Annotated in this window: 17 protein-coding genes; 9 read left to right on the top strand and 8 right to left on the bottom strand. The window is 64.3% G+C overall.

Annotated elements, in window-relative coordinates:
• Positions 1-8: 8 nt before the first annotated feature.
• The 4 genes from LWF01_RS10340 to LWF01_RS10325 form a co-directional block, all read right to left on the bottom strand.
• Positions 9-413 (bottom strand): MerR family transcriptional regulator, encoded by a 405-nt coding sequence (locus LWF01_RS10340; RefSeq protein WP_349637318.1) that lies wholly within the window; start codon positions 411-413, stop codon positions 9-11.
• Entirely contained in the window at positions 410-1375 is a 966-nt protein-coding gene (locus tag LWF01_RS10335; RefSeq protein ID WP_349637317.1) for an aldo/keto reductase, read from the bottom strand. Before LWF01_RS10335 ends, LWF01_RS10340 begins: the two co-directional genes overlap by 4 nt.
• A gap of 417 nt (positions 1376-1792) precedes the next feature.
• Positions 1793-2017 (bottom strand): DUF3107 domain-containing protein, encoded by a 225-nt coding sequence (locus LWF01_RS10330; protein ID WP_349637316.1) that lies wholly within the window; start codon positions 2015-2017, stop codon positions 1793-1795.
• A gap of 143 nt (positions 2018-2160) precedes the next feature.
• Positions 2161-2787 (bottom strand): TetR/AcrR family transcriptional regulator, encoded by a 627-nt coding sequence (locus LWF01_RS10325; RefSeq protein ID WP_349637315.1) that lies wholly within the window; start codon positions 2785-2787, stop codon positions 2161-2163.
• Positions 2788-2872: 85 nt separating this feature from the next.
• Here LWF01_RS10325 and LWF01_RS10320 point away from each other — a divergent pair, with 85 nt between their 5' ends.
• The 5 genes from LWF01_RS10320 (at position 2873) to LWF01_RS10300 (ending at position 11996) form a co-directional block, all read left to right on the top strand.
• Positions 2873-3730 (top strand): DUF3152 domain-containing protein, encoded by an 858-nt coding sequence (locus LWF01_RS10320; protein WP_349637314.1) that lies wholly within the window; start codon positions 2873-2875, stop codon positions 3728-3730.
• 114 nt (positions 3731-3844) lie between these two features.
• Positions 3845-5029 (top strand): adenylyltransferase/sulfurtransferase MoeZ, encoded by a 1185-nt coding sequence (gene moeZ, locus LWF01_RS10315; protein ID WP_349637313.1) that lies wholly within the window; start codon positions 3845-3847, stop codon positions 5027-5029.
• A gap of 22 nt (positions 5030-5051) precedes the next feature.
• Entirely contained in the window at positions 5052-5363 is a 312-nt protein-coding gene (locus tag LWF01_RS10310; RefSeq protein ID WP_349637312.1) for an MGMT family protein, read from the top strand.
• Between the two features lie 37 nt (positions 5364-5400).
• Positions 5401-8667, top strand: a complete 3267-nt coding sequence (locus tag LWF01_RS10305; protein ID WP_349637311.1) for an ATP-dependent helicase — start codon at positions 5401-5403, stop codon at positions 8665-8667.
• Positions 8664-11996 (top strand): ATP-dependent helicase, encoded by a 3333-nt coding sequence (locus LWF01_RS10300; RefSeq protein WP_349637310.1) that lies wholly within the window; start codon positions 8664-8666, stop codon positions 11994-11996. Before LWF01_RS10305 ends, LWF01_RS10300 begins: the two co-directional genes overlap by 4 nt.
• A gap of 119 nt (positions 11997-12115) precedes the next feature.
• Here the strand turns inward: LWF01_RS10300 and LWF01_RS10295 are convergent, their stop codons facing one another.
• The gene (locus LWF01_RS10295; protein WP_349637309.1) at positions 12116-13180 is read right to left on the bottom strand and encodes a phosphotransferase; all 1065 of its coding nucleotides are present in this window, start codon (positions 13178-13180) and stop codon (positions 12116-12118) included.
• Positions 13181-13331: 151 nt separating this feature from the next.
• On the opposite strand from LWF01_RS10295, the gene nudC reads away from it, so the two are divergent.
• The 3 genes from nudC to LWF01_RS10280 all read left to right on the top strand — a co-directional run bounded on the left by nudC (position 13332) and on the right by LWF01_RS10280 (position 17158).
• Entirely contained in the window at positions 13332-14327 is a 996-nt protein-coding gene (gene nudC / locus LWF01_RS10290; RefSeq protein WP_349637308.1) for an NAD(+) diphosphatase, read from the top strand.
• Complete coding sequence (locus LWF01_RS10285; protein WP_349637307.1) at positions 14324-16444, top strand: ATP-dependent DNA helicase UvrD2; 2121 nt, start codon at positions 14324-14326, stop codon at positions 16442-16444. Before nudC ends, LWF01_RS10285 begins: the two co-directional genes overlap by 4 nt.
• Positions 16445-16852: 408 nt before the next feature.
• Positions 16853-17158, top strand: coding sequence for a WhiB family transcriptional regulator (locus tag LWF01_RS10280; RefSeq protein ID WP_349637306.1), 306 nt, complete (start codon positions 16853-16855; stop codon positions 17156-17158).
• Positions 17159-17694: 536 nt separating this feature from the next.
• Here LWF01_RS10280 and LWF01_RS10275 read toward each other — a convergent pair.
• Entirely contained in the window at positions 17695-18627 is a 933-nt protein-coding gene (locus LWF01_RS10275) for a hypothetical protein (protein WP_349637305.1), read from the bottom strand.
• A gap of 155 nt (positions 18628-18782) precedes the next feature.
• Here LWF01_RS10275 and LWF01_RS10270 point away from each other — a divergent pair, with 155 nt between their 5' ends.
• Positions 18783-19307, top strand: a complete 525-nt coding sequence (locus LWF01_RS10270) for a M48 metallopeptidase family protein (RefSeq protein ID WP_349637304.1) — start codon at positions 18783-18785, stop codon at positions 19305-19307.
• An 18-nt stretch (positions 19308-19325) separates the two neighbouring features.
• Here LWF01_RS10270 and LWF01_RS10265 read toward each other — a convergent pair whose 3' ends face one another.
• Entirely contained in the window at positions 19326-19892 is a 567-nt protein-coding gene (locus tag LWF01_RS10265) for an NUDIX hydrolase (protein ID WP_349637303.1), read from the bottom strand.
• Positions 19889-21496, bottom strand: a complete 1608-nt coding sequence (locus LWF01_RS10260; RefSeq protein ID WP_349637302.1) for a zinc-dependent metalloprotease — start codon at positions 21494-21496, stop codon at positions 19889-19891. Before LWF01_RS10260 ends, LWF01_RS10265 begins: the two co-directional genes overlap by 4 nt.
• Positions 21497-21531: the final 35 nt, after the last annotated feature.

Raw genomic sequence — 21531 nt, 5'->3', positions numbered from 1 at the left:
GTCACCCACTAGGGTCGGTCAATTGGATCGGCGAGACCGCTGTTGCGTGCTCGGCGGCCGTAGTCCGTGATCTTCTGGTCAATGACGGCCAGTGATTGGCTGAGCTGTTCGAGTTGCTTGAGCACGTGGGCTCGGTGCTGTCGCAGGAGTGCGAGCCGTTCGGGCACTCCATCGGGGTCGCGGGCCACGTGCCTGGTGAACTCGGCGATCGTGGCCAGCGGCATTCCGGTGTCGCGCAGATGGAGCAGCACCTCGATCAGGTGCACATCGCTGTCGCGGTAGACTCGGCGCCCGGCTGCGTCCCGGGACGGTGCTGGCAGCACCCGATGCCGTTCGTAATAGCGCAGGGTCTCGGCGCTGATGCCAAGTTCGGCGGCTACTTGTCCGACCGGGCGGATCCGGTCGGCGTTCATGCGCTGCTCCGTGCTGCATCCAGCCGCGTGAGAGCCTCGACCGGCAGTGCGGTCGACACCGCATGAAGGGCGGAGTCCACCTGCTCGGGGCCGGAGAGCCCAATCACCGGGAGAACCGGCCGATCCCGTTGGCCCATCCAGGCCAACACGACCTGTCCAGCGTCCAACCCAACCTGATCGGAGACCGAGTGCAGTTCTCCGAGCGCGGCGTCGTTGGCCGAAGTGGCGTAGCCGTCTGGTAGGGGACGATCGTCGCGGGTGTAGGCCCCGGAGAGCAGTGGCGAGTAGCCGAGCATGGCGATCCCTGCATTGATGCAAATCTGTTCGATTGGCCCGTCGAGCAGGACGTGCGGTGACAGGTCCGCTTCGGAGTCGGGGACCAGGTAGGTAAAACGTTGCTGCAAGGCGGCGTATCCGCTTCCCGACGGGCCTCCAGCGTCGACGGCCTTGGCGAGACGGTCCGCGCGGAGGTTGCTGGCCGCAATGGCTCGGGTCAGACCTTCCGCCTGAAGTTCGCCCAGCACGCCGACGGTCTCCTCCAGCGGAACGGTCCGATCATCGATGTGGGCGTAGAGCACGTCGACGTGGGCCGTGTTCAGCCGCTTCAGACTATCGGTGAGTTGCTCGCGCAGCGCGGCAGCGGAGAGGCCCATGGGATCGGAAAGGCCGACGCTGCCCGGTCGCGGTCGGGCGCCGACCTTGGTGGCCAGCATCACTTCCTCGCGGGCCCGAGGACCGCGGGTTGCCAGCCAATCTCCCAGACACTTCTCGGACTCATCCCCGGTACCGCCCTTGGCCCAGAAGGCGTAATTGTTCGCGGTATCCCAGAACCACGCGCCCTGCTCGTGCGCGACATCCAAGACCGAGTGCGCCTCAGCGGCCGGAACGGTGGTACCGAAGTACATTGTGCCCACGGCCATCGACGGCACCGGGACTTCTGCCAAAATCTCAGTCAGCTCCATGGCAACAACCCTGCACGCCGGACCATGGTCCGGGTCAACCGGCGTTCGCCGCCCATCGATCCCGAGGCCGTGTCGGCTGAGCATCAGGGGCGCGGAGCCTTCGCCGCACACATTCTCAGGCGGGCTCACTCCGGCGGCTTGCATTGGTTCTGATCAATCTGAAATCGGAGCTACGAACCCGGATCATCGAACGCCATGGCGTCGATCAGACGGAACCGGCCACGAGTATCGACGAACTGGGTACCATCAGCGGCGACGACGAAGACGACGAGCAGCACGCTCGCCCGCGATCATTGGTAGGTTTTGCCGTGGGAACTGAAGCTACAACTGACAGCTATCTCGGCGGTCAGTTTGTCGCACGCGGGCAATTCCGTTCCCGAGTGCGACAGACCGATACGATGCTCGACAGAGACCGACTTAGTGTGGTCCGAAACCGACCCGGCGGGACTCTTCCGACCCGGTCTCGACGTAGCCGAGAACCCCAGCAGGAACGACCACCTGGCGTCCCTTCTCGTCGACGAGGCGCAGAACGGTGCGGCTTTCGACTGCTTCGCTGACTGCCTGATAAACATCGTCAGCGGTCATATTCGACTCGAGGACGAGTTCGCGTGGGGCATTCTGGACGCCGATCTTGATTTCCACTTACTTGTGCTCCTTTATAGGTTTCTCCCGATTGAGCCGCGCGAACTTCTCGTACGCGGCTGCGCATCGGGCGCGAACTTCTGGTTTCCAGCCTAGCGTTAGCGCAACGTCCGCCCACCGCTGGCTTGTTCCCGAGCGGGTACTTAGACGTCGGCGTGCGTCTTCGGGAATCTGCTGATTCCCCGCCAGGCAAGGGTGGAGGTGAGTCCCGCGGCTTCTTCGCGGCTCATGTCCTCCGGGTGGGCAAGCCAGTGCCGAGCCGAAATCTCCGCCATCCCGGCGAGCGCGCGGCCGAGCAGATGGGCCTTCGACGGTGGCATTTCGGTGTCCTCGGCGATGATCTGGCCGATTGCCTCGGCGCAAACCCGTTGCAGTGCGGCGAGCCGTTCGTGCACAGAGTCATCGCGGAAGTCCGAGCCGAAGACGAGCCGAAACTGGCTCTGTTGCTCACCGACGAAATCGAAGTATGCGCCTATCGTCGCCTCCACCCGCTGCTTATTGTCCGAGGTCGATGTGAGCGCCTCGGTGACCGCCTGCTCAAGGGCGGCCGCATTCAAATCAATGAGTGCCAGATAGAGCTCCCGCTTACCGGGAAAATGCTGGTAGAGGACGGGCTTTGAAACACCGGCCGACTCGGCGATTTCGTCCATTGAGGTGGCGTGGTAGCCGCGCTCGACGAAGACTTCACCAGCTGCTTCCAATAGCTGGGCGCGGCGGGCATCTCGCGGCATCCGCGTGACGCGCGTCGGCTCTGGTGGTTTTTCCGGCATCTGTCGATACTACTTTCTTACGCCGTGAGCGCAGCCATGGAGCCGCCCGGCGCGGGCGCCGGAAGAAGTCGGTAAAGTTTCAGAAGTGATTCTAGGTGGCGCGGACCGGGCAAGGCACAATCGTGCCGGACGGCGCTATGCTCGGGTGCCGCATCAGCGCACGGCCCGGATGTTGGCATCCGCAGCCGCCATCAGCTGTGTCGTGGCGATCGCAATCTGGGTGCCAGTGCTCACCGGAGGGTCGGCGAGCGAGCCGGAGGAACTCACCGCCCAGACGGTTCCCCAGGCAGAGGCGTCGGCGCCGGACGAGAGCGCTGCCGCGCCGGCAACCGAAGACGCAGCCAAGTTTGCCGCGCCCAGACAGTTGGAGCCGAGCAAAGAGGAAATCGCGCGACTTGCTGCCGGGATCGAAAGCATGAACTACCCGCAGGCCGGGTCCGGCAAGCTGCAAACCGTGCCGGGTGGGGCGAAGGCGCCGAAAAGCGACGCGAAGGTGCACACCCTCAGAATCAAGGTCGAGCACGATCTGCCCATCGACGGAGAGCAGTTCTCGCAGTTCGTGTTGACGACGCTGAATGACAAGCGGTCATGGACACGGGACGGCTACAGCTTCGCGCGTAGCGACGGCAAGGCGGACACATCATTGATACTGGCCTCGCCGGAGACCTCGGAAAAGCTGTGCCGGCCGCTACGGACGCACGGCAAGGTTTCCTGTCGCAACGGCAACAACGTGGTGCTGAACGTCTACCGCTGGATCGAGGGAGCCGACGACTTCGGCACCGACCTGACCGCCTACCGGGAATATCTGGTGAACCATGAAGTCGGGCACCGGCTCGGCCACGGCCACGTAAGCTGCCCCGCGAAAGGAAAGCCTGCGCCGGTCATGATGCAACAGACCTACTCCACCGGCGACTGCCGGTACAACGCCTGGCCATACCCTTGATCCGTTGGATCGAACGGGCGCTGGCAATCGACTGTGGCAGATTTATAGCCGTCGTCGATGACCTCCGATGACGAAACGGTGGCAAAAATCGCCAGGCAGCGCGAGACTACAGATATGTCTACGCTGCCCCCACTCGTTGAGCCGGCCTCCGAGCTCACACCAGAGGAAATCGAACGGTATTCCCGGCATCTGATCATTCCGGATATCGGAGTTCCCGGCCAGAAACGACTGAAGAACGCGAAGGTTCTAGTCATTGGCGCCGGCGGCCTGGGCTCGCCCGCGCTGCTCTATCTCGCCGCGGCCGGAGTCGGCACGCTCGGCATCGTCGACTTCGATGTCGTCGATGAATCGAACCTGCAGCGGCAGATCATCCATGGAGTTGCGGACGTCGGCAGGACCAAGGCCCAGTCGGCAAAGGAATCGGTCCATGCGATCAACCCTCTGGTGGATGTGCGACTGCACGAGGTGCAACTGGACAGCAACAATTCGCTTGAGATCTTCGCCGATTACGATCTGATCCTCGACGGGACCGACAACTTCGCCACCCGGTACCTGGTCAATGACACCGCGGTGCTGCTGGGTAAACCGTATGTGTGGGGATCGATCTATCGGTTCGACGGTCAGGTCTCGGTGTTCTGGGAAGATGCGCCGGGAGGGCACGGGGTGAACTACCGCGATCTCTACCCCGAGGCGCCGCCACCCGGAATGGTCCCATCATGCGCCGAGGGCGGTGTCCTGGGAGTGCTGTGCGCCTCGATCGGCTCGACCATGGTCAATGAGGCGATCAAGCTGATCACCGGCGTCGGGCGTACCTTGCTCGGCCGCTTGCTGATTTTCGACGCGCTGGAGATTACCTGGCGCGAGGTCGCCATTCGCCGGGATCCGGAGCGCGAGCCGATCACGGAACTCATTGACTATGCGGCGTTCTGTGGTGTGGTCTCCGACGACGCGCTCACAGCTGCCGCCGACTCGACCATCTCCGTCGGCGATCTGAAGGTCAGGCTCGATGCGCGCGAAGCCGGCGCCGATGACTTTGTGCTGGTTGACGTCCGGGAGCCGCACGAGTACGAGATCGTGCAGATCCCTGGATCGGTTCTGATCCCGAAGGGGGACATCGTGTCGGGGGCAGCCCTGGCGACGCTGCCGGATAAGCCTCTCGTGCTGCATTGCAAGTCCGGTGCCCGGTCGGCCGAGGCTTTGGCCGCGCTGAAGAAGGCCGGCTTCAAGGATGCCGTTCACGTCGCCGGAGGAATTCTGGCCTGGGTCACGACCATCGAACCCGACAAGCCCAGCTATTGATCGGTGCGGGGCCGGGATTGTGGTGACCGGGGACGAGTTTCGTGAAGCAGTGCTGGATGTCGTGGGGCTGGTACCACCCGGCTGGGTGACGACGTACGGCGATATCGCGGAATACCTGGGGCATGGCGGCCCGCGCCAGGTAGCACAGGTTATGGCGCGCGAGGGTGCGGCGGTGCCCTGGTGGCGCGTGGTCCGCGCAGACGGATCCCTGCCGGTGCATCTGGCCGAGCGTGCGATTGCCGAGTACGCGGCCGAAGGAACGCCAACAATACGGCAGGAATCGGGGCGGTTCCGGATCGACATGCGCCGCGGACGCTGGTCGGGAGAGGTCTAGCGGTCGGACTGTCAGACCCGGATGATTCGATAGGGGTATGCACAGCCCGGTACGTTTCAGGCCGCCTGCTCGGCGAACCGCTTCCCCAGCTCATCCGCCGACTGGCTGCGCTGCGCTACCCGAAAACACTCGCGATCCCGAGCAGGAACGGGCCATCGACCTGCTGTGTTCCGATCTGCCCGTCGTCGTGCTGGGTGCTCCCGGAACCGGCAAGTCCAGCACCCTGGTGGAATGCGTTGCCGCGTTGACCCGGCAGGGCGTTTCGATTGACGAGATCCTCACGCTGGCACCGACCCGGGATCGTGCTTCCGTACTGCGGCAGCAGCTCAGCGATCGGCTCCGGATCGCCAGTTCCGGACCATTGGCAAGGACGCCGCACAGCCTGGCGTTCGGCCTGGTGAGGGCGAGGGCAGCCGCCCTGGGTGATCCGGCGCCCACTTTCATCTCCGGCCCCGAGCAGGACAGTGTGCTGCGCGCGCTGTTGGACGGGCATAGCCGGGGCGAAGGGCGCGAGCCGGAGTGGCCAGCGGGCATAACGGCAGAGGTCCGGGCTACCGACGGATTCCGGCACGAGCTTCGTGAGGTCCTGATGCGGGCGATGGAGTGGGGCCTCTCTGCCGAGGACCTGAGCCGGCTGGGACACGAAAGACAGCGGCCGGAGTGGCTGGCCTGTGCAGATGTCCTTGAGGAGTATGAACAGGTCGCAGGTTTTCAGCTTGGCGGCGGTTACGATCCGGCTGCGGTGGTCGCTACCGCTACCGGCCTGCTTCGGCAAGCTGCCGGAGCAGGCCTGTCGGCGGGCGCTGCGGTCGGGTTCGCGAATTGGCGGGTGCCGAAATACGTCGTGGTCGACGACATCCAGGACCTGACCGAAGCCGGCGCCCGTCTTGTCGATGCGCTTGCCCTGCTGGGGGCGCGCTGCAGCGTCTTCGGCGATCCGGATGCCACGACTGAGGGCTTCCGGGGCGCCGAGCCGCGTCTGGTGGCAGCCGCGGCTTCTGGTCGCTTCGGGGTGTCGTCGCGGGTGGTGACGCTGCGAAATTCCTGGCGGCAGCCGGCCGCGCTTCGGGCCGTGACCGAGCGAGTCAGCTCTCACATCGGAGTTGCCGGAGTGGCAAGCCAACGCAGAACCGTCCAACCGGAGGCCGGGGAACGCACCGGCGCCGCCGAGACTCATCTTGTCGGTTCAGCCGCGGCTCAGCGGCTGCTGATAGCCGGGCGATTGCGAGCGGCTCATCTTGACCACGGGGTGCCCTGGGATCAGATGGCGGTGGTGGCCAGGTCGTCCTCGGCGCTTGGCCCGCTGCGCAGGGAACTCATTGCCACCGGAGTCCCGGTCGGCGATGGCGCGCCAGACATTCCGCTGCGCGAGGAGCCCGCGGTTCGACCAATGCTGCTGGCAATGCACCTCGTCTCTCGCGACGAACTAGAGCTGTCCGCTGACCAGGCTGTGGAGTTACTGTGTTCGCGCATCGGGGGAGCCGACGGAGTCGAACTTCGCCGGCTCAGGGTGGCGTTGCGAGCCGAGGAAAGGCATGGTGGCGGGTCGCGATCCAGCGACGAGCTGCTTGCGGAAGCCGTAATCGCCCCGGAACGACTGCTGACGCTTGGCGCCGCCGTCACGCCTGCTGCCCGCCGGGTCGCGGCGATGCTTGCCGCGGGACGGAAGGCCGCTGCGGCTGGTCCGCACGAGCTGCTGTGGGAGATGTGGAATGCCACCGGACTCGCCGGGATGTGGCAGCAGGCCGCGTTGAGCCGGGGCAGGGATCAGGATGCCGCCAATGCGGACCTCGACGCAATGATGCGGCTGTTCGCTGCCGCGGAGAAGTTTGACACTCTGTTTCCGGGCGCACGCTCGACCGCGTTCCTTGAACACGTCTTTCGGCAGAGTGTTACCGAAGATTCCCTGGCGCAACGAGCGGCGCACGAAGACGCCGTAACGCTGACGACGGCAGCGGGAGCCTCGGGGAGGGAATGGGACTTCGTCGTCATCCCTGATGTGCAGGAGGGTAGCTGGCCCAACCTCACCCTGCGCGGGTCGCTGCTGGGCGCAGGAGACATCGTCGACGCCGTGCTCGACAATGAGAAGCGTTCGGGCAGGGCACAGCGCAGGGAGACTCTCGACGACGAACTGCGAACCTTCGCCGTGGCATGTTCCCGGGCGAGAAAGCAGCTGATTGTCACCGCAGTACGGGATGAGGATGCCGCGCCGTCGGCCTTTGTTTCGCTGGTCGCCCCGGAAGACGGCGGCGATGACGAGGCTGCTCGGCCATTGACCGTTGTCCCGCGGGCGCTGACGCTGCGGGGCATCGCGGCCTCGCTTCGCGCCGAACTTGAGGCATCGATCGAGGCGATGCAGTTGGAGTCAGCCGGCCGGGGCGTGGAGCCGCCCGAGCTGGCACTGCCGGGTTGGCGCTCCCCGGCCGACGACGGGGCGGGACTGGGTGCCTCCGCGGCTGCCCGCGCGCTGGCACGGCTTGCCCGGGAAAACGTGCCCGGGGCGCATCCGGCGCAGTGGTACGGTCAGCTGCCGGTGAGCAGTGCCGGCAAGCTTGTCGCCGATGGTCAACCGATTTCGGTGTCGCCGTCGCGGGTCGAATCGTTTCAGACCTGTGGCCTGCGTTGGTTCCTGGAGAGCCATGGCGGCAGGGGACCCGATTCGCTGAGTCAGACGCTTGGAAACCTGGTGCATGAGCTGGCCGCGGAGTTCCCGCAGGCTGACGCCGCGCAATTGCGCGAACAGTTGGAATTGCGTGCAGACGAACTCACCGCCCAGGCGCCCTGGATCGCCGAGTCCCAGCGTCGCCGAGCGGAAGCCATCGTCTCGAAACTCGGCGACTATCAGAGCGCACATCGAGAGGCGCTCGTCGATGTGGAGCGGGAGTTCTCCACCCAGATCGGCCGGGCCAGTCTGCGGGGCCGGGTTGACCGAATCGAACGCGATGCCGACGGCAAACTCGTCGTCATCGACCTCAAGACCGGCAAATCGAAACCGGCAGCGGCAGACCTTGAGCGGCATCCGCAGTTGGGCAGCTATCAGGCGGCCGTCGGAGCCGGGGCATTTCCAGAAGGAAATGTGTCCGGCGGCGCGCGCCTGGTTCAGCTGGCATCCGGGGTACGAACCGCGATCCAGGAGCAACCACCGCTTCAGTCAGATGACGACCCACTATGGGCCACATCGATGGTGCTCGACGTTGCCGAAGGCATGGCGGCCGGCGCTTTTACCGCGAGAGAGAACCAATACTGCTCGGTCTGCCCGGTTAGAAGTTCATGTCCTGTCCAGCACGAAAGCCGGCTGCCATGAACCGCAACGTCATCAGGTACAGCGCAGCCGATATCGCCACGATCCTGGCGCGTCCGTTACCCACTGAGGAACAGCGCGCCGTTATCGAAGCTCCGCTGGAACCCGGCCTTGTTGTTGCCGGCGCTGGATCCGGAAAAACGGAGACCATGGCGTCCCGGGTCGTGTGGCTGGTCGCCAACCAGTTCGTCGACCCCGATGCAATCCTCGGCCTGACCTTTACCCGCAAGGCAGCCGGAGAACTTGCCGAGCGGGTTCGCAAACGTCTCCGGGCACTGAGACACCGCAAGGTCATCGCGGCCTCGGCAACCGAGCTCGGATTGGGCGAGGCGACCGTTTCAACCTACAACGCCTACGCCGCCTCCCTGGTAAGGGACCACGGGCTTCGGATCGCGGTGGAGCCGGGTGCCAGCCTGCTGTCGGAGGCAGGGCGATGGCAGTTGGCAGCGGAGGTCGTCGAGGCTGCGTCTGCTGACGAACTCGGTTTCCTGGACAAGCCATTCGGCAGTGTCGTCTCTGCTGTGCTGCAGCTCGCTTCCGGGTGCGCGGAGCACTTGCGTGAGCCGGAGGAGATTCTCGGGGTCACGGGATCTTTGCGTGAAATGGCTGAACGGTTACCAAAAGACGCTCGGGCCTTCGAGCGTAGTGCGGACCGTCACCCGCCGGCGGGAACACCGTACGCGGCGGTTCAGGCCGCGCTTGGCGACGTTGCCGCGAAAGAGGCGCTTGTTCCGCTGGTACGGCGGTTCCTGGAGCTCAAACGGGATCGGGGGGTATTGGACTTCGGCGATCAGGTGCAACTTGCCGCGCAGCTCGCCAGCACGGTCGACGATGTCCGGCGCGATGAACGGGAACGCTGGTCGGTTGTGCTTCTCGACGAGTATCAGGACACCTCGGTCTCGCAGCTCGTCCTCCTGAAGTCGCTGTTTGGAGACGGGCACCCGGTGACCGCGGTTGGTGATCCGCATCAGTCGATCTACGGTTGGCGCGGAGCAAGCAGCGGTAACCTTGGACGATTCCCGCAGGACTTCGCGGCGCAGGCCGGCAGTCCGGCGCAGGTTCGCTACCTATCGACGAGCTGGCGGAACGACGCGGCGGTTCTCGACGCAGCCAATACTCTGGCCAAGCCGTTGCGCGCAGATGGCGTCCCGGGTCCGGAACTCAAGCCGCGACCAGGCGTCGAGGATGGCGCCATCACAGTCTCCGTGCTGGCCGGTGCGGTCGATGCCCACACGGGGCTGCGCGACGAAGATCAGTCGCTCGCTCGCTGGGTTGCCGAGCAGCGCGATCTGAAACGGAGCGTTGCGGTGCTCTGCCGACGACGCTCCCAGTTCCCCGGAATCGAGGCTTCACTTCGGCTGGCCGGAATACCAGTTGAGGTCGTCGGGCTCGGTGGACTGCTGGGAACTCCGGAAATTATCGACATCGTCTGTGCGCTGCAGGTTGTGCACGATCCGGACCGCGGGGATTCATTGATGCGCCTGCTGACCAGCCCACGCTGGCAGCTGGGAGCGAGGGATCTCGCCGCGCTTTCCGACTGGTCGCGCCAGCTGCATGCGAGTCGTCTGGGCTCCGGTGCGACCGACGGGCCCGCCACTGCCGAAGCCGTTGACAGTTACAGCCTCGCAGACGGTCTGGATGGACTACCGCCGGTGGGTTGGCATAAGCCGGGTGAGTCGGAACCGGCGTTCTCATCGTCTGGCCATCACCGGCTGCATGACCTGTCGGCCACCCTGCGAGAGCTGCGCAGACGATCCGGACAGGGCCTCGTCGATCTCGTGCGTGAAGTGGAGCGTGCATTGCTGCTCGACATCGAGGTCGCCGCGCGGCCCGGATATTCGACCTCCGCCGCTCGTGCGCATCTGGATGCGTTCGCCGAGGTGGCGTACCAGTTCAGCAGCTCGGGAGACGCCCCGACGCTTGGTGCATTCATCAGCTGGCTGGACGCCGCGCAGAGCGAGGAGCGTGGACTGCAGCTGCCGACGGCGGAGCCGAATCCCGATGCGGTTCAGTTATTGACAGTGCACGCATCCAAAGGACTCGAATGGGATGCGGTGGCGATCCCCGATCTGGTCGAGGGAGTGTTCCCCGGCAAGCCCAAGGCAACCTCCGGCTGGCTGCAGCTAGGGCAGATTCCAACCGAGCTGCGCGGTGACCGGGATCAGTTGCCCGGTTTTCACTGGCGGGACGCCGAGCACCAGGCCGATCTGCGCGATGCGCTCGACGATTTCAAGGACAGAAACATCGACCATCACCGAGCCGAGGAACGCCGGCTGGCCTATGTGGCGCTTACCCGGGCACGAACGTCGCTATGGCTGAGCGCGTCATTCTGGGGTGCCGGTGTCAACCCCCGCGAGCCATCGACCTATCTCGCCGAACTAGTCGGCGGCGGCGTGATCACGGATTCCGATTGGCCGGAACAGCCGGTCAAGGGTGAGGCAAACCCGATCGAGTTGCGCGCTCGTGAGGAGGAATGGCCGCCCGTTGCAGGCAGTAGCACCGGCCGGGAACCTGCGGCGCGAGACGATGCGGCCGATCTTGTGCTGAGTTGTCTTGAGCGAGCAGCTGCCGAGCGGACTCCCGCCCAGGACGCGGCCGAGCAGACGGCCGACCAGCCTCCTGTCGCTGCCGGCCCGGAGCGATCGGTCAACCATTACATAGACCTGCTGCTCGCCGAGCGTGACATTGTGTCCCGGGGACCCGCGACGGTCAGCTTTCCGAGCAGAATCTCGCCCACCCGGTTGATTGCCGTGGATAGGGATCCGGCGGCCGCAGCCGCTTCGATCGCGCGGCCGATGCCTCGGCCGCCGTCGCATGCCGCCCGGCTCGGCACCGCCTTCCATGAGTGGCTGGAACAGCGGTACGGTCAGGCCGCGCTGTTTGAGCTCGACGAGGCAGAAGTCGCCCGCGATCCATTCGATCACGGCGGACTCGGTGCGCAGGGGCGGGCCAACCTGGCGAAACTGCAGACTACGTTCCTCGCCTCACGGTTCGCTGCATTGAGGCCGATGGATGTTGAGCGGGTGTTTGAGATCCAGCTCGGAGAGCTGACGATACCCGGGAAGATCGACGCGATTTTCGATCACGGTGCTGGCCAATATGAGGTGGTCGACTGGAAGACCGGAAGAGCACCCACGCCCACCGAAAGGTCGCACACCGAACTCCAGCTAGCCCTGTACCGGGTGGCGTTCTCCGAACAGGAGTCAGTTCCGCTGCAGAACATCACCACGACGTTCTTCTATCTGGGATCCAACGAGGAGGTGAGCCTCGCCGACCTGCCTGATTCCGCCGAGCTCGAAAGCAGATTTGCCCAGTACTACAAGCAGCGGTGACTGTTCTTCCGGCTGCGGTGGCTGTCTCTTACCAGCGGTGACTGTTCTTCCGGCTGCGCTGAGTCGCACGCGTGGTTACCAGCAGCTGGTGACTCGCGCGGGTGGCTTGTGCCGGGGGATCAGTAGCCCTGACGTCCGTCGCCTGGATTCTGTTCCGGGTCTTCGGGCGAGTCAGCCTCGGAAGCCGCCGCCTCCGACGCCTCGCGTTCGGCCTCCTCTTCCCGATGCAGTTGATCGTCGAGTTCGGCCAACATGTCGGTCGCATCGTCGATCACGTTCTGATCGTTCTGGCTCAGGCCGTAGAGCAGCCAGCCAACCAGGGCAAGCTCGCTGAGTAGCTCGGCCCGCCGTCGTAGCATCGGTCCCGGCGCTTCGCCGCGGGCCTGCGAATACGCCTCCATGATCGAATCGATGACCGTACCGTCACAGGACGCGATCAGCCACGCCAGATCATCGGCTGGATCGGCAACCCGAAGCTGAGCCCAGCCGGTCACCGCGACTATGCGGTCGCCTTCGGCCCGCACCCGGTCTTCGGAAAGCTCGCCATGGCAGACCGTCGGCTGAAAACGCCACAACGCGACGTTCTCCAATTGCTTTTCCCACCGGTTGAGCAGCCGTGCCGGTACTTTCCCGGTAGCCGCGGCCTGATCGACCTCGGCCAGTCGGCGCTGTCGGTAGCTGTCTGCGTCATAGTCGGGCAGACCGGCATCACGCACTATGTCCGGATTCAGTTCGTGAATTGCTGCCAGCGCCCGCCCAAGAGAAGCGGTCAGTCCGGGGCCCGGCCGCAGCTGTTCGAGACTTAGCGGGGAGCCCGGCAACGCGGAAAAGATGAAAGCCTGGCCTTCGCCGTCGAAATGCGTGTCCGCTGAATCATCGCTGCTGCTCAACCGAAGCGAGCCGACGTCGCTGGTACTTGCCTGGCCCAGGACCTCAGGCAGCGCGAATGGGAGATCTGCCGCCGCCTTGTCGGTCAGGATCAGGAGCACGCTCCGTTCCGCATCGCCGCGTAGGGCTTCGAGCGCGTTGAGTGCGACATTAATTGTGACCTGTTTACCCGCGTCATCGCTGACCAGTGCTTCCAGAGTGTCGGTGCTGTGCGGCAACATTGTGACCTTCGAGGGGGCAAAGTCAGGAAGGGCGGCCGAGGCAAGTGCAGCGAGGCGAAAAGGGGTTAGTGTCACGGCATTCACCGTATGCAATTCAGCTGGCTTTGCCCACTCCTGCCTCCAGTGAGTCGGAAAACAGTGTGAGAGCCCATCGGACGCGAGACCAGCCAGTGGGCCGAGGGTGGGCCAACTGCCGATTCGCGTCGGCGTTTTGTACCGTTGAGTTATGAGCAGCATTCCGGCAATGACATCCGACCACACTCCCTCACTGCCGAATGCCTCTGGTGAACGGGGCGGATTCAGGCACCGCAGCTTGTCTCGTTCGGCTCTTGACCGCGCTTACCTCTACCGGAACAACCCGGAACTGTTCGATGAACTGTGGCGTGACGAGGCCACCAGAGTTATCGTCGTTCACAATGGCCAGACGTTGGTGTACGGCGACCGACTGCGCTACTTTTCGCCTGCGGACGTCGGTACCGGGCTGCTACGGATCTTTCTCGGCGTGACGCTGCCGGACGACGCCGACTTCGATAAGCCAACAGCAATTGTCGGCGTCGCCCTCTCGGACGACGATGCCGCCCGGCTGGAGCCGGTAGCTGAATCATGGCGCGCGCTGCGCGACCTCGCCACGGAGCTTTCCGATCGCGACATCGGCGCGCTGACCGAACTCGTCGCGGTCAGTAACTGGCATCGCACCCACCAGTTCAGCCCCCGCACCGGTACGCCGACAATCCCCGAGCAGGGCGGATGGGTCCGGCGGGATCCAGCCGACAACAGCGAACATTTTCCGCGTACCGATCCAGCCGTGATCATGGCCGTCATCCACCCGGTCGGTGATGACGGCGAGGAACGGATCCTGCTGGCGCACAACGCACTGTTCCCGTCGAACCGCTATTCCACCCTGGCCGGATTCGTGGAACCTGGGGAATCGTTGGAATCGGCGGTTATCCGTGAGGTCTTCGAAGAAACCGGCGTTGTGGTAACCGACCCGCGCTACCTCGGATCGCAGCCCTGGCCGTTTCCGTCCTCGCTGATGCTGGGCTTCTTCGCCTCTGCCGAATCAACCGAGATCGCAATCGACGGTGTGGAGATTCTCGATGCGCGCTGGTTCACCCGGGGCGAGCTATTCGCCGCCGCGGCCTCGGGAGAAATTGAGTTGCCGGGCGCGGCGTCAATTGCCCATCAGTTGATCGAGACCTGGCTGGGCCGGCCGCTTCCGTGACCCCTGATCGACTTCTCGAAGCGCTCGATCCCGAACAGCGGGAGGTCGCCACCGCGCTCAACGGTCCGGTTTGTGTTCTGGCGGGCGCTGGCACCGGCAAAACTCGGGCGATGACGCACCGGATCGCCTACGGGGTAGCCTCCGGGATCTATAAGCCAACCGAAGTCCTTGCCGTCACCTTCACCGCTCGCGCGGCCGGTGAGATGCGGTCCCGGCTCAGGGAGCTGGGAGCCCCGACTGTGCAGGCGCGCACCTTCCATTCCGCCGCTTTGCGCCAGCTGCAGTACTTTTGGCCTCAGGCGATTGGCGGGTCGATCCCGCGACTGGCCGAGCACAAGGCTCCGCTGCTAGCGGAAGCCGGGCACCGGCTGCGGATCAATACCGACAGGGCGACGATCCGCGATCTTGCTGCGGAACTTGAATGGGCCAAGGTCTCCATGCTGACCGACGCGACCTATGCCGCAGCGGTTGCGAAGAAGCACCGTCCAATGCCGGCGGGGCTCGATGTTGCAACGATGACCTCACTGCTTCGGGTCTACGAAGAGGTCAAGATCGACAGGGGAGTGCTTGACTTCGAGGATGTCCTGCTGCTGATGGCCGGTATCCTCACTGACCACGAGGACATCGCCAGAACGGTGCGCTCGCAGTACCGGCACTTCGTCGTCGACGAGTACCAGGACGTTTCCCTGCTCCAGCAGCGCCTGCTTGACCTGTGGCTGGGCGACCGTGACGATCTGTGTGTTGTCGGCGACGCCAGCCAGACCATTTACTCATTCACCGGTGCCAGCCCGGAGCACCTGCTCGGCTTCACCCGCAGGTTCGACAACGCGACCCTGGTCAAGCTGGTGCGCGACTATCGGTCAACTCCCCAGGTCGTCTCCCTGGCCAACCGGCTCCTCGCAACGGCGTCCGGACTCGGCCGCCTTGAACTCATCGCGGCGCGGGAGTCCGGCCCTCAGCCGGTCTTCAAGGAATTTCCTGACGATGAGGCCGAGGCGACCGGCATCGCCCGGCTGGTGCGCCAGGAAGTCGACAGCGGTACGCCTGCAAGTTCGATCGCCATCCTGTACCGGACGAACGCCCAGAGCGCTGCTCTTGAGCAGTCCCTTGCCGCCGCCGGCGTGGGTTACCTGGTCCGCGGCGGTGAGCGGTTCTTCTCCCGTAAGGAAGTGCGCGAGGCGATGCTGCTGATTCGCGGCGCCGCGCGTTCGGTCGCACCTGGCGAACCGATCGGCCAGAATGTCCGCGACGTTCTCGGGTCGCTCGGCTGGAGCGAGCACCCGCCTGAGACTGCAGGTGCTGTTCGTGAGCGATGGGAATCGTTGCAGGCCATCGTGGCGCTTGCCGATGAGATTGCGGCTCGTGAGTCCGACGTGCCGCCGACTCTGCGGGACGTGATCACCGAGCTCGAGGATCGGGCGAACAACCAGCATGCACCAACGGTGCAGGGGGTCACACTAGCCTCGCTGCATGCGGCCAAGGGCCTTGAGTGGGCGTCGGTATACCTGGTCGGCCTGAACGAGGGTCTGATGCCGATCTCATTCGCGGATACGACAGAAGCCGTGGACGAGGAGCGGCGTCTGCTGTACGTCGGCATTACCCGGGCGGAGACCCGCCTGACGCTCAGCTGGTCGCTGTCCAGGTCACCTGGAGGCCGGGCGAACCGCCGCGTTTCGCGGTTTATCGCCCAGTTGCGGCCGACGGACACGGCAGGCGCCCGTTCACGGCCGCGGCCGGCAGCCAAAAACCCGACGGAGGGTACTGCTCGAAAGCCGAGGTCGAAGAAGCCCCTGCCGACGCACTGTGCCGGTTGCGGCAAGCTGCTGCACAGTGTGACCGAGCGAAAACTGGCCCGGTGCGCAGAATGCCCGCCGGCATACAACGAGGAGCTCTTCGAAGCACTGAAGGCCTGGCGGCTGCGGCACGCCCAGGAGGGTAACGTGCCGGCGTTCGTTGTGTTCACCGATGTCACCCTGATGGCGATAGCGGAGCTTTGTCCCAGCGACCTGGCCGCCCTCGCAGAGGTGCCCGGGGTGGGGCCGGCCAAGCTTGAACGCTATGGAGAGCAGGTTCTATCGGCGGTCTCGGCACATTCCGGCGACGCGAAAAACACCTGATCGGAAAGCTGGCGAGTGCCTCAAAGTGGTAGTTAAGGAAGAAACTAATTAAATAACTGGCGCGCGATGATGTCGACTGTCTAGAGTGTAGTTGTCAGGTTCGAATGTGCCTTGTGTTACCGCGCAAGGCACCATGGAAAAGGAGGTGGGAAATATGAACACAGCAATAGCGACATACGGCACGCTCGGCATGGACCGGGTGCAGTTCATCCTGCCCCGCATCCGTCAGCATTCCGGGATCCGCGACCGCCTGAGTTAGTTCTCGCCATTCGCTTGGCACAGGCCGCGATCCCCATCGGGATACGCGGCCTTTGTAGTTTCGGCACCAGTGCGAGTGCCGCCGCAGAGGTTCGACTGTCTCCCAAACTCAGCCACGGACACTCACCTCTCACAAGCGAAGGAATCACCATGTTGTTGCCCGATTTGCTATCCGGGCTGCAGTCAGAAGCGCTATCTGCCGGGCAAAATCCGCAGGTACCGGCATCTCCCTGTCAACGAAACAGCCCAGAGCTCTGGTTCGCCGAGTCACCGCGGGACATAGAAATGGCAAAACTGCTGTGCGCCGAATGCCCACTGCGTGCCGCGTGCCTGGAAGGTGCCAAGGAGCGCGGTGAGCACTCTGGCGTCTGGGGCGGCGAGCTGTTCGTCGAAGGCGTCATTGTGGCCAGGAAGCGCGGTCGCGGCCGGCCCCGGAAGGTTGCCTCGGCGGCTTAGGCACACCCGGTCGTTGTATTGCTTGGATAATCGCACCTGTTCCAAGCCGCGGCGGCATCCGAGCGCTTCGAAATCACGTCGCTAATTGCGATGTTCCACCAATGTTGGCGTGGGCTTGGCCTGCGCCGTCGAGCAATGTTTTAGCGCCCGTTTTCGGGCACGAAGGAATGGTTATGTTAAAGAAGGCAGCACGCCGGCCACGACTCAGACAGCGTTTAGGTTCTTGGTCACGCCGGCTCGGGAAATTAAAGCAACTGGCACTAATGGTCAGTGCGATCGAGCCAGACAACCCAACCGAGGACCGGCTGCGGCTGGAACGTCGCAACCGGGAGGTCTACCTGGCCGGCGTTGTTAAGGGAATCCGCTGACCGATGCCTGCGGCCGGCCGCCCCGGTTGCGGCTGTTCTGACGCAGCCGGGAGGCCAGCTGCCGATGGACCGTCCGTCAATGGTCCGGACTGTGGCCGTCGCAGCTGGTGCATCGGGCGGGGATGCTCGCTGCGACCTCGGAGCTCAACCACGGTCCCAAGACGACGGTCAACTGGCATCCCAGGCAGACGCTGCGCTGGATGTCGGCATCGTCTGGCACCCGCACCGCGGGTGTGGGGTGATATCCAGTCGGCTGACATCGCCGTCGGGCAGTGCGAGTTCAAGCCTGGCGGAGAGCGCCGAGGCCGTGCGACGGGCATCGAGGAAGGTTGCGCACTGCAGGGCCGCCAGCCCTGCCCCAGCCGTCACCAGCAGGGGATCCGGGTCCGGTGGCGGCCGGGAACCTGCGCATAGCTGGGCAAAGACGATCGGCCATTGGGCGTCCTCGTCGCAATGCTGCAATTCGGAACACCGCAGACAGGCCGTAGTGCCGGGCACGACCAGCGGCCCAACCGTCAGCGTTGTTTCGCCTGTTGTCACCAGAAGGTGCGGGATATCGTTGCGCATGAGTTCGTCAGCGAGCGCAGGATCGGCTACATCCGAGGCGATGAGCACCACGAGATCGACATCCGGATCCCGCTCCGGAAGACAATCGGTCAGGTCTGCCGTGATCCCGCCGGTCGCAAGCGCCAACTTGAGCTGGTCGGCGAACCCGGGATGGCCGACGAGTAACACCCGCTTGCCGGACCGCCGAGACGAAATCACACTCGGCGTCTCCCGGTACTTCAGCGAGACGGCAGAGAAGTGAGCCAGCCGGCTGTCATACGGATTCGTGACACGTTCCGCGGTGTTCTCTGGTGCCGGCACGAGGGCCTGCGCCTCGCCGAGCAGGCGAAGCAAACTATCGGCCCGGGCGGGATCGACACCGAGCTCTGCCGTCCGCCGACGATACTCAGCTTCGCTGACGCCGGCCCGCAGAGCAACGAGCAATAACTCGTCCTTGCCGTCCAACCCGTCGATCAGGACCGGGTCCTGGATTCCAAGCTGGAGGCAGTGAGAGCTGCGCCATGCCTGGCGCAGAGCCGGAAACAGTTGCAACATGGGGTCTCCTTCACTGCTGATGAGTCTAGGAGCACGAAGCGGTTCTATTGGGCGCCCAGCGAAAATCTGTGGAAAACGAAGCCGGATACGCCGATAGAATGGCTTGCCGAGACGCTGCTCCTGCGATGTCAGTGCCATCGGCTACCGTGGTCGCCATGACAGCAGCCGAAATTCAATCCGCGATCGAGGTGCGCAGGTCGCGTCGCCGGAAGTCGTCGGTCTCTGCATTCCGGGAAGGAGCCACGACAGTGGTGTCGATTCCCGCGCATTTCAGCCGGGAACAAGAGGACTTCTGGGTTGAGAAGATGGTCGCCCGGCTGCAGAAGAAGCTGTCGAAGACCAAGAGCTCCGACATGGACCTGCAGCGCCGGGCGGAGGAACTCTCGAAGCAGTACCTCGGGAACCGGGCGAATCCGCTGACTATCGAGTGGGTGCGCAACCAGAACAGCCGCTGGGGGTCGACCACGCCATCCGTAGGCGCGATCCGCCTTTCCCATCGGCTGCAGCCGATGCCGCAGTGGGTGACTGACTACGTGATCATTCACGAATTGGCGCATCTGCTGGAGGCAAATCACAGCAAGGCCTTCTGGGCGCTGGTATCCGCCTATCCACGGACCGAACGAGCCCAGGCCTACCTCAACGGGTACTCCGACTGCCTCCGGATCGAGCAGTCCCGATGAGGGAGTGCGGTTTCGTGACTAGGCCGCCTGGCGGGCCCATTGCACTGCTCGGTGAACCCGCGGCGGCAGATCGGGGACGACATCCTGCGGCAGGTCGTCGACTGGCCACCAGGCTACGTCTTCGCTCTCCAGACTGACCTGGATCGGAGCGGAGCGCTCGCAGCTGGCCACGAAGGCGACGTCGAGGTGCTCGCGGCAGTTGCCAAACGCCGACGTCAGGGCGTGACGATCGAGATCGAAAATTGCCCCTGGCTCGGTCCGAAACGACCGCACGCCACTTTCCTCGATGGTCTCGCGAAGGGCGGCCGCGCTCAGCGAGGAATCGCCCGCTTCCAGATGCCCACCGAACTGCACCCAGAAACGGCCCTTGCGGTGATAGGTCAGCAGGATCGACGTGGCAGCTGGGTCGAGTACGAAACAGCTTGCGGTGAGATGGCTTGAATGTCCGCCCTTTTGCAGCGCGGAGGCGCCGTGTGTCTCGATGCAGCGCAAATAGTCGTCACGCAGCCCCGCCATCCGGGGGGCATCCGGTGCCCAGCGGGTGAGCGTGTCGACCGCGCCGGGCACCAGCCGTTCAAAACTCACGGCTTCTTGGGTTCCTCGCCGCCATCATTGTCGTCTGTGGCGTTGTCGTCGGCCGAGGCCGTCGTGTCCTCAGCTGAACCCGTATCGCCGACCGAACCTGTCGAACCTGTCGAACCTGTCGAACCTGTCGAACCTGTCGAACCAGTCGAACCAGTCGAACCGTCGGACTCATCGCCGGAGTCCGTGGCCGGAGCCTGGGAATCCTCTTCTTCGGCGCTGTCAGCCTTCTCGGCGTCTGCGAAAAGCTGCGCGAGGGCAGCATCTACGTCGACACTTGCTTGTTCGGCCTGCTCGTTGCGTTCGAAGAACCCCAGCGGGTCGTCGAGGTCGGCCGTCGATGGCAGCAGGTCCGGGTGAGCCCAGATATCGTCGCGGACCTGGTTGCCCTTCTCCTCTGCGATAAGCGCCCACAAGGCTGCGGCGTCGCGGAGTCGGCGCGGACGCAGTTCGAGTCCGACCAGGGTTGCGAATGTATTCTCGGCCGGGCCGCCGCTCGCGCGGCGGCGACGCATCGACTCACGAAGTGCCTCGCGGCTCGGCAGGGCTGCTGTCGCTTCATGGGTCACGGCGTCGACCCAGCCCTCGATCAATGCCAGGGTGGTCTCCAGCCGCTGCAGCGCGTTCTTCTGCGCTTCGGTATCCGGAATCTCGAACAGACCAGAGGACAGTGCCTCGGTGATTCTGCTCGGATCGGACATATCGAACTGTCCGGCGAGGTCTTCCAGTCGGGAGGAATCGATCCGCACGCCCTGGGCGTATTCCTGCACGAGGGTCTGAACATGCGACCTCAGCCAATTGGCGTGGGAGAACAGCCTGAGATGCGCATCTTCCCTGACAGCGAGGTAGAGCCGTGCTTCATCCAGAGGAACCGAAGCGTCCTCGGCGAATGCCGAGATATTCGTCGGCAGCAATGCAGCGGTGCTTCCCTCCATCAACGGGAATCCGATTTCCGTTGAAGTAAGGACTGATCCGGCGAGCGTGCCAACGGCCTGTCCGAGCTGGATTCCGTAAATGCTGCCGCCGACCGACTGGAGCATTTGGCCGGCGCCGGCCATCATTGCCTGAATCTCGGCAGGGGCCTGCAGGGCAAGGTTTTCCGCCATCGCCTTGGAGACGCTGGCGGCAACCGGTTCGGCAAGGAGCTTCCAGGTGGGCAGGGTCTGCTCGACCCACTCGGCCCGGGAGAGCGCCTTGGCGTTGGCTCCGGCGGCGTCCAGAACCGTTGCGTTGGCGACCCACAGCTGCGCCAGCCGGTAGGCTTCCGCGATTTCGCGTTGCTGCTCGGCGGTGACGCTCGGGTCATTGCCGGCTGCTTTTGCCCGGGCAGAATCCTGCGCGAGCTTCCAGTTGATCGGGGACTGATCCGTGTTGGACATCATCGCCTGAACCTGGGCAAACATCTGGGACATCATCGCGGGGTCGGCGCCAAGGCCGGCCGCGAGCTGCGAGGGGTCGAAATTGCCGCCCTGGCCGAGCTTCTCGGCGAAATCCTTGCCGAACAAGGCTCCGAGAGCATCGGCGAACGGGTTCACCGAATCACCAGAATCATCCGGGTTGCGGTCCGGAGTATTCTCGTCGTCGTTATTGGAGTCTGAAGCGCTCATGATCCCTCTTTCGCAATTGACCTGTATTTACCGTA

Source organism: Saxibacter everestensis (assembly GCF_025787225.1).
GTDB lineage: Bacteria > Actinomycetota > Actinomycetes > Actinomycetales > Brevibacteriaceae > Saxibacter > Saxibacter everestensis.
The sequence above is the reverse complement of the archived record's forward strand: the minus strand, read 5'-3'. Positions and strand labels throughout refer to the sequence as shown.

What these genes read in the sequence shown, in the direction of transcription:
- LWF01_RS10340 (WP_349637318.1), bottom strand. Translation starts at nt 413, where the DNA reads ATGAACGCCGACCGGATCCGCCCGGTCGGACAAGTAGCCGCCGAACTT.
- LWF01_RS10335 (WP_349637317.1), bottom strand. Translation starts at nt 1,375, where the DNA reads ATGGAGCTGACTGAGATTTTGGCAGAAGTCCCGGTGCCGTCGATGGCC.
- LWF01_RS10325 (WP_349637315.1), bottom strand. Translation starts at nt 2,787, where the DNA reads ATGCCGGAAAAACCACCAGAGCCGACGCGCGTCACGCGGATGCCGCGA.
- moeZ (WP_349637313.1), top strand. Translation starts at nt 3,845, where the DNA reads ATGTCTACGCTGCCCCCACTCGTTGAGCCGGCCTCCGAGCTCACACCA.
- LWF01_RS10305 (WP_349637311.1), top strand. Translation starts at nt 5,401, where the DNA reads ATGCACAGCCCGGTACGTTTCAGGCCGCCTGCTCGGCGAACCGCTTCC.
- LWF01_RS10300 (WP_349637310.1), top strand. Translation starts at nt 8,664, where the DNA reads ATGAACCGCAACGTCATCAGGTACAGCGCAGCCGATATCGCCACGATC.
- nudC (WP_349637308.1), top strand. Translation starts at nt 13,332, where the DNA reads ATGAGCAGCATTCCGGCAATGACATCCGACCACACTCCCTCACTGCCG.
- LWF01_RS10280 (WP_349637306.1), top strand. Translation starts at nt 16,853, where the DNA reads ATGTTGTTGCCCGATTTGCTATCCGGGCTGCAGTCAGAAGCGCTATCT.
- LWF01_RS10275 (WP_349637305.1), bottom strand. Translation starts at nt 18,627, where the DNA reads ATGTTGCAACTGTTTCCGGCTCTGCGCCAGGCATGGCGCAGCTCTCAC.
- LWF01_RS10270 (WP_349637304.1), top strand. Translation starts at nt 18,783, where the DNA reads ATGACAGCAGCCGAAATTCAATCCGCGATCGAGGTGCGCAGGTCGCGT.
- LWF01_RS10260 (WP_349637302.1), bottom strand. Translation starts at nt 21,496, where the DNA reads ATGAGCGCTTCAGACTCCAATAACGACGACGAGAATACTCCGGACCGC.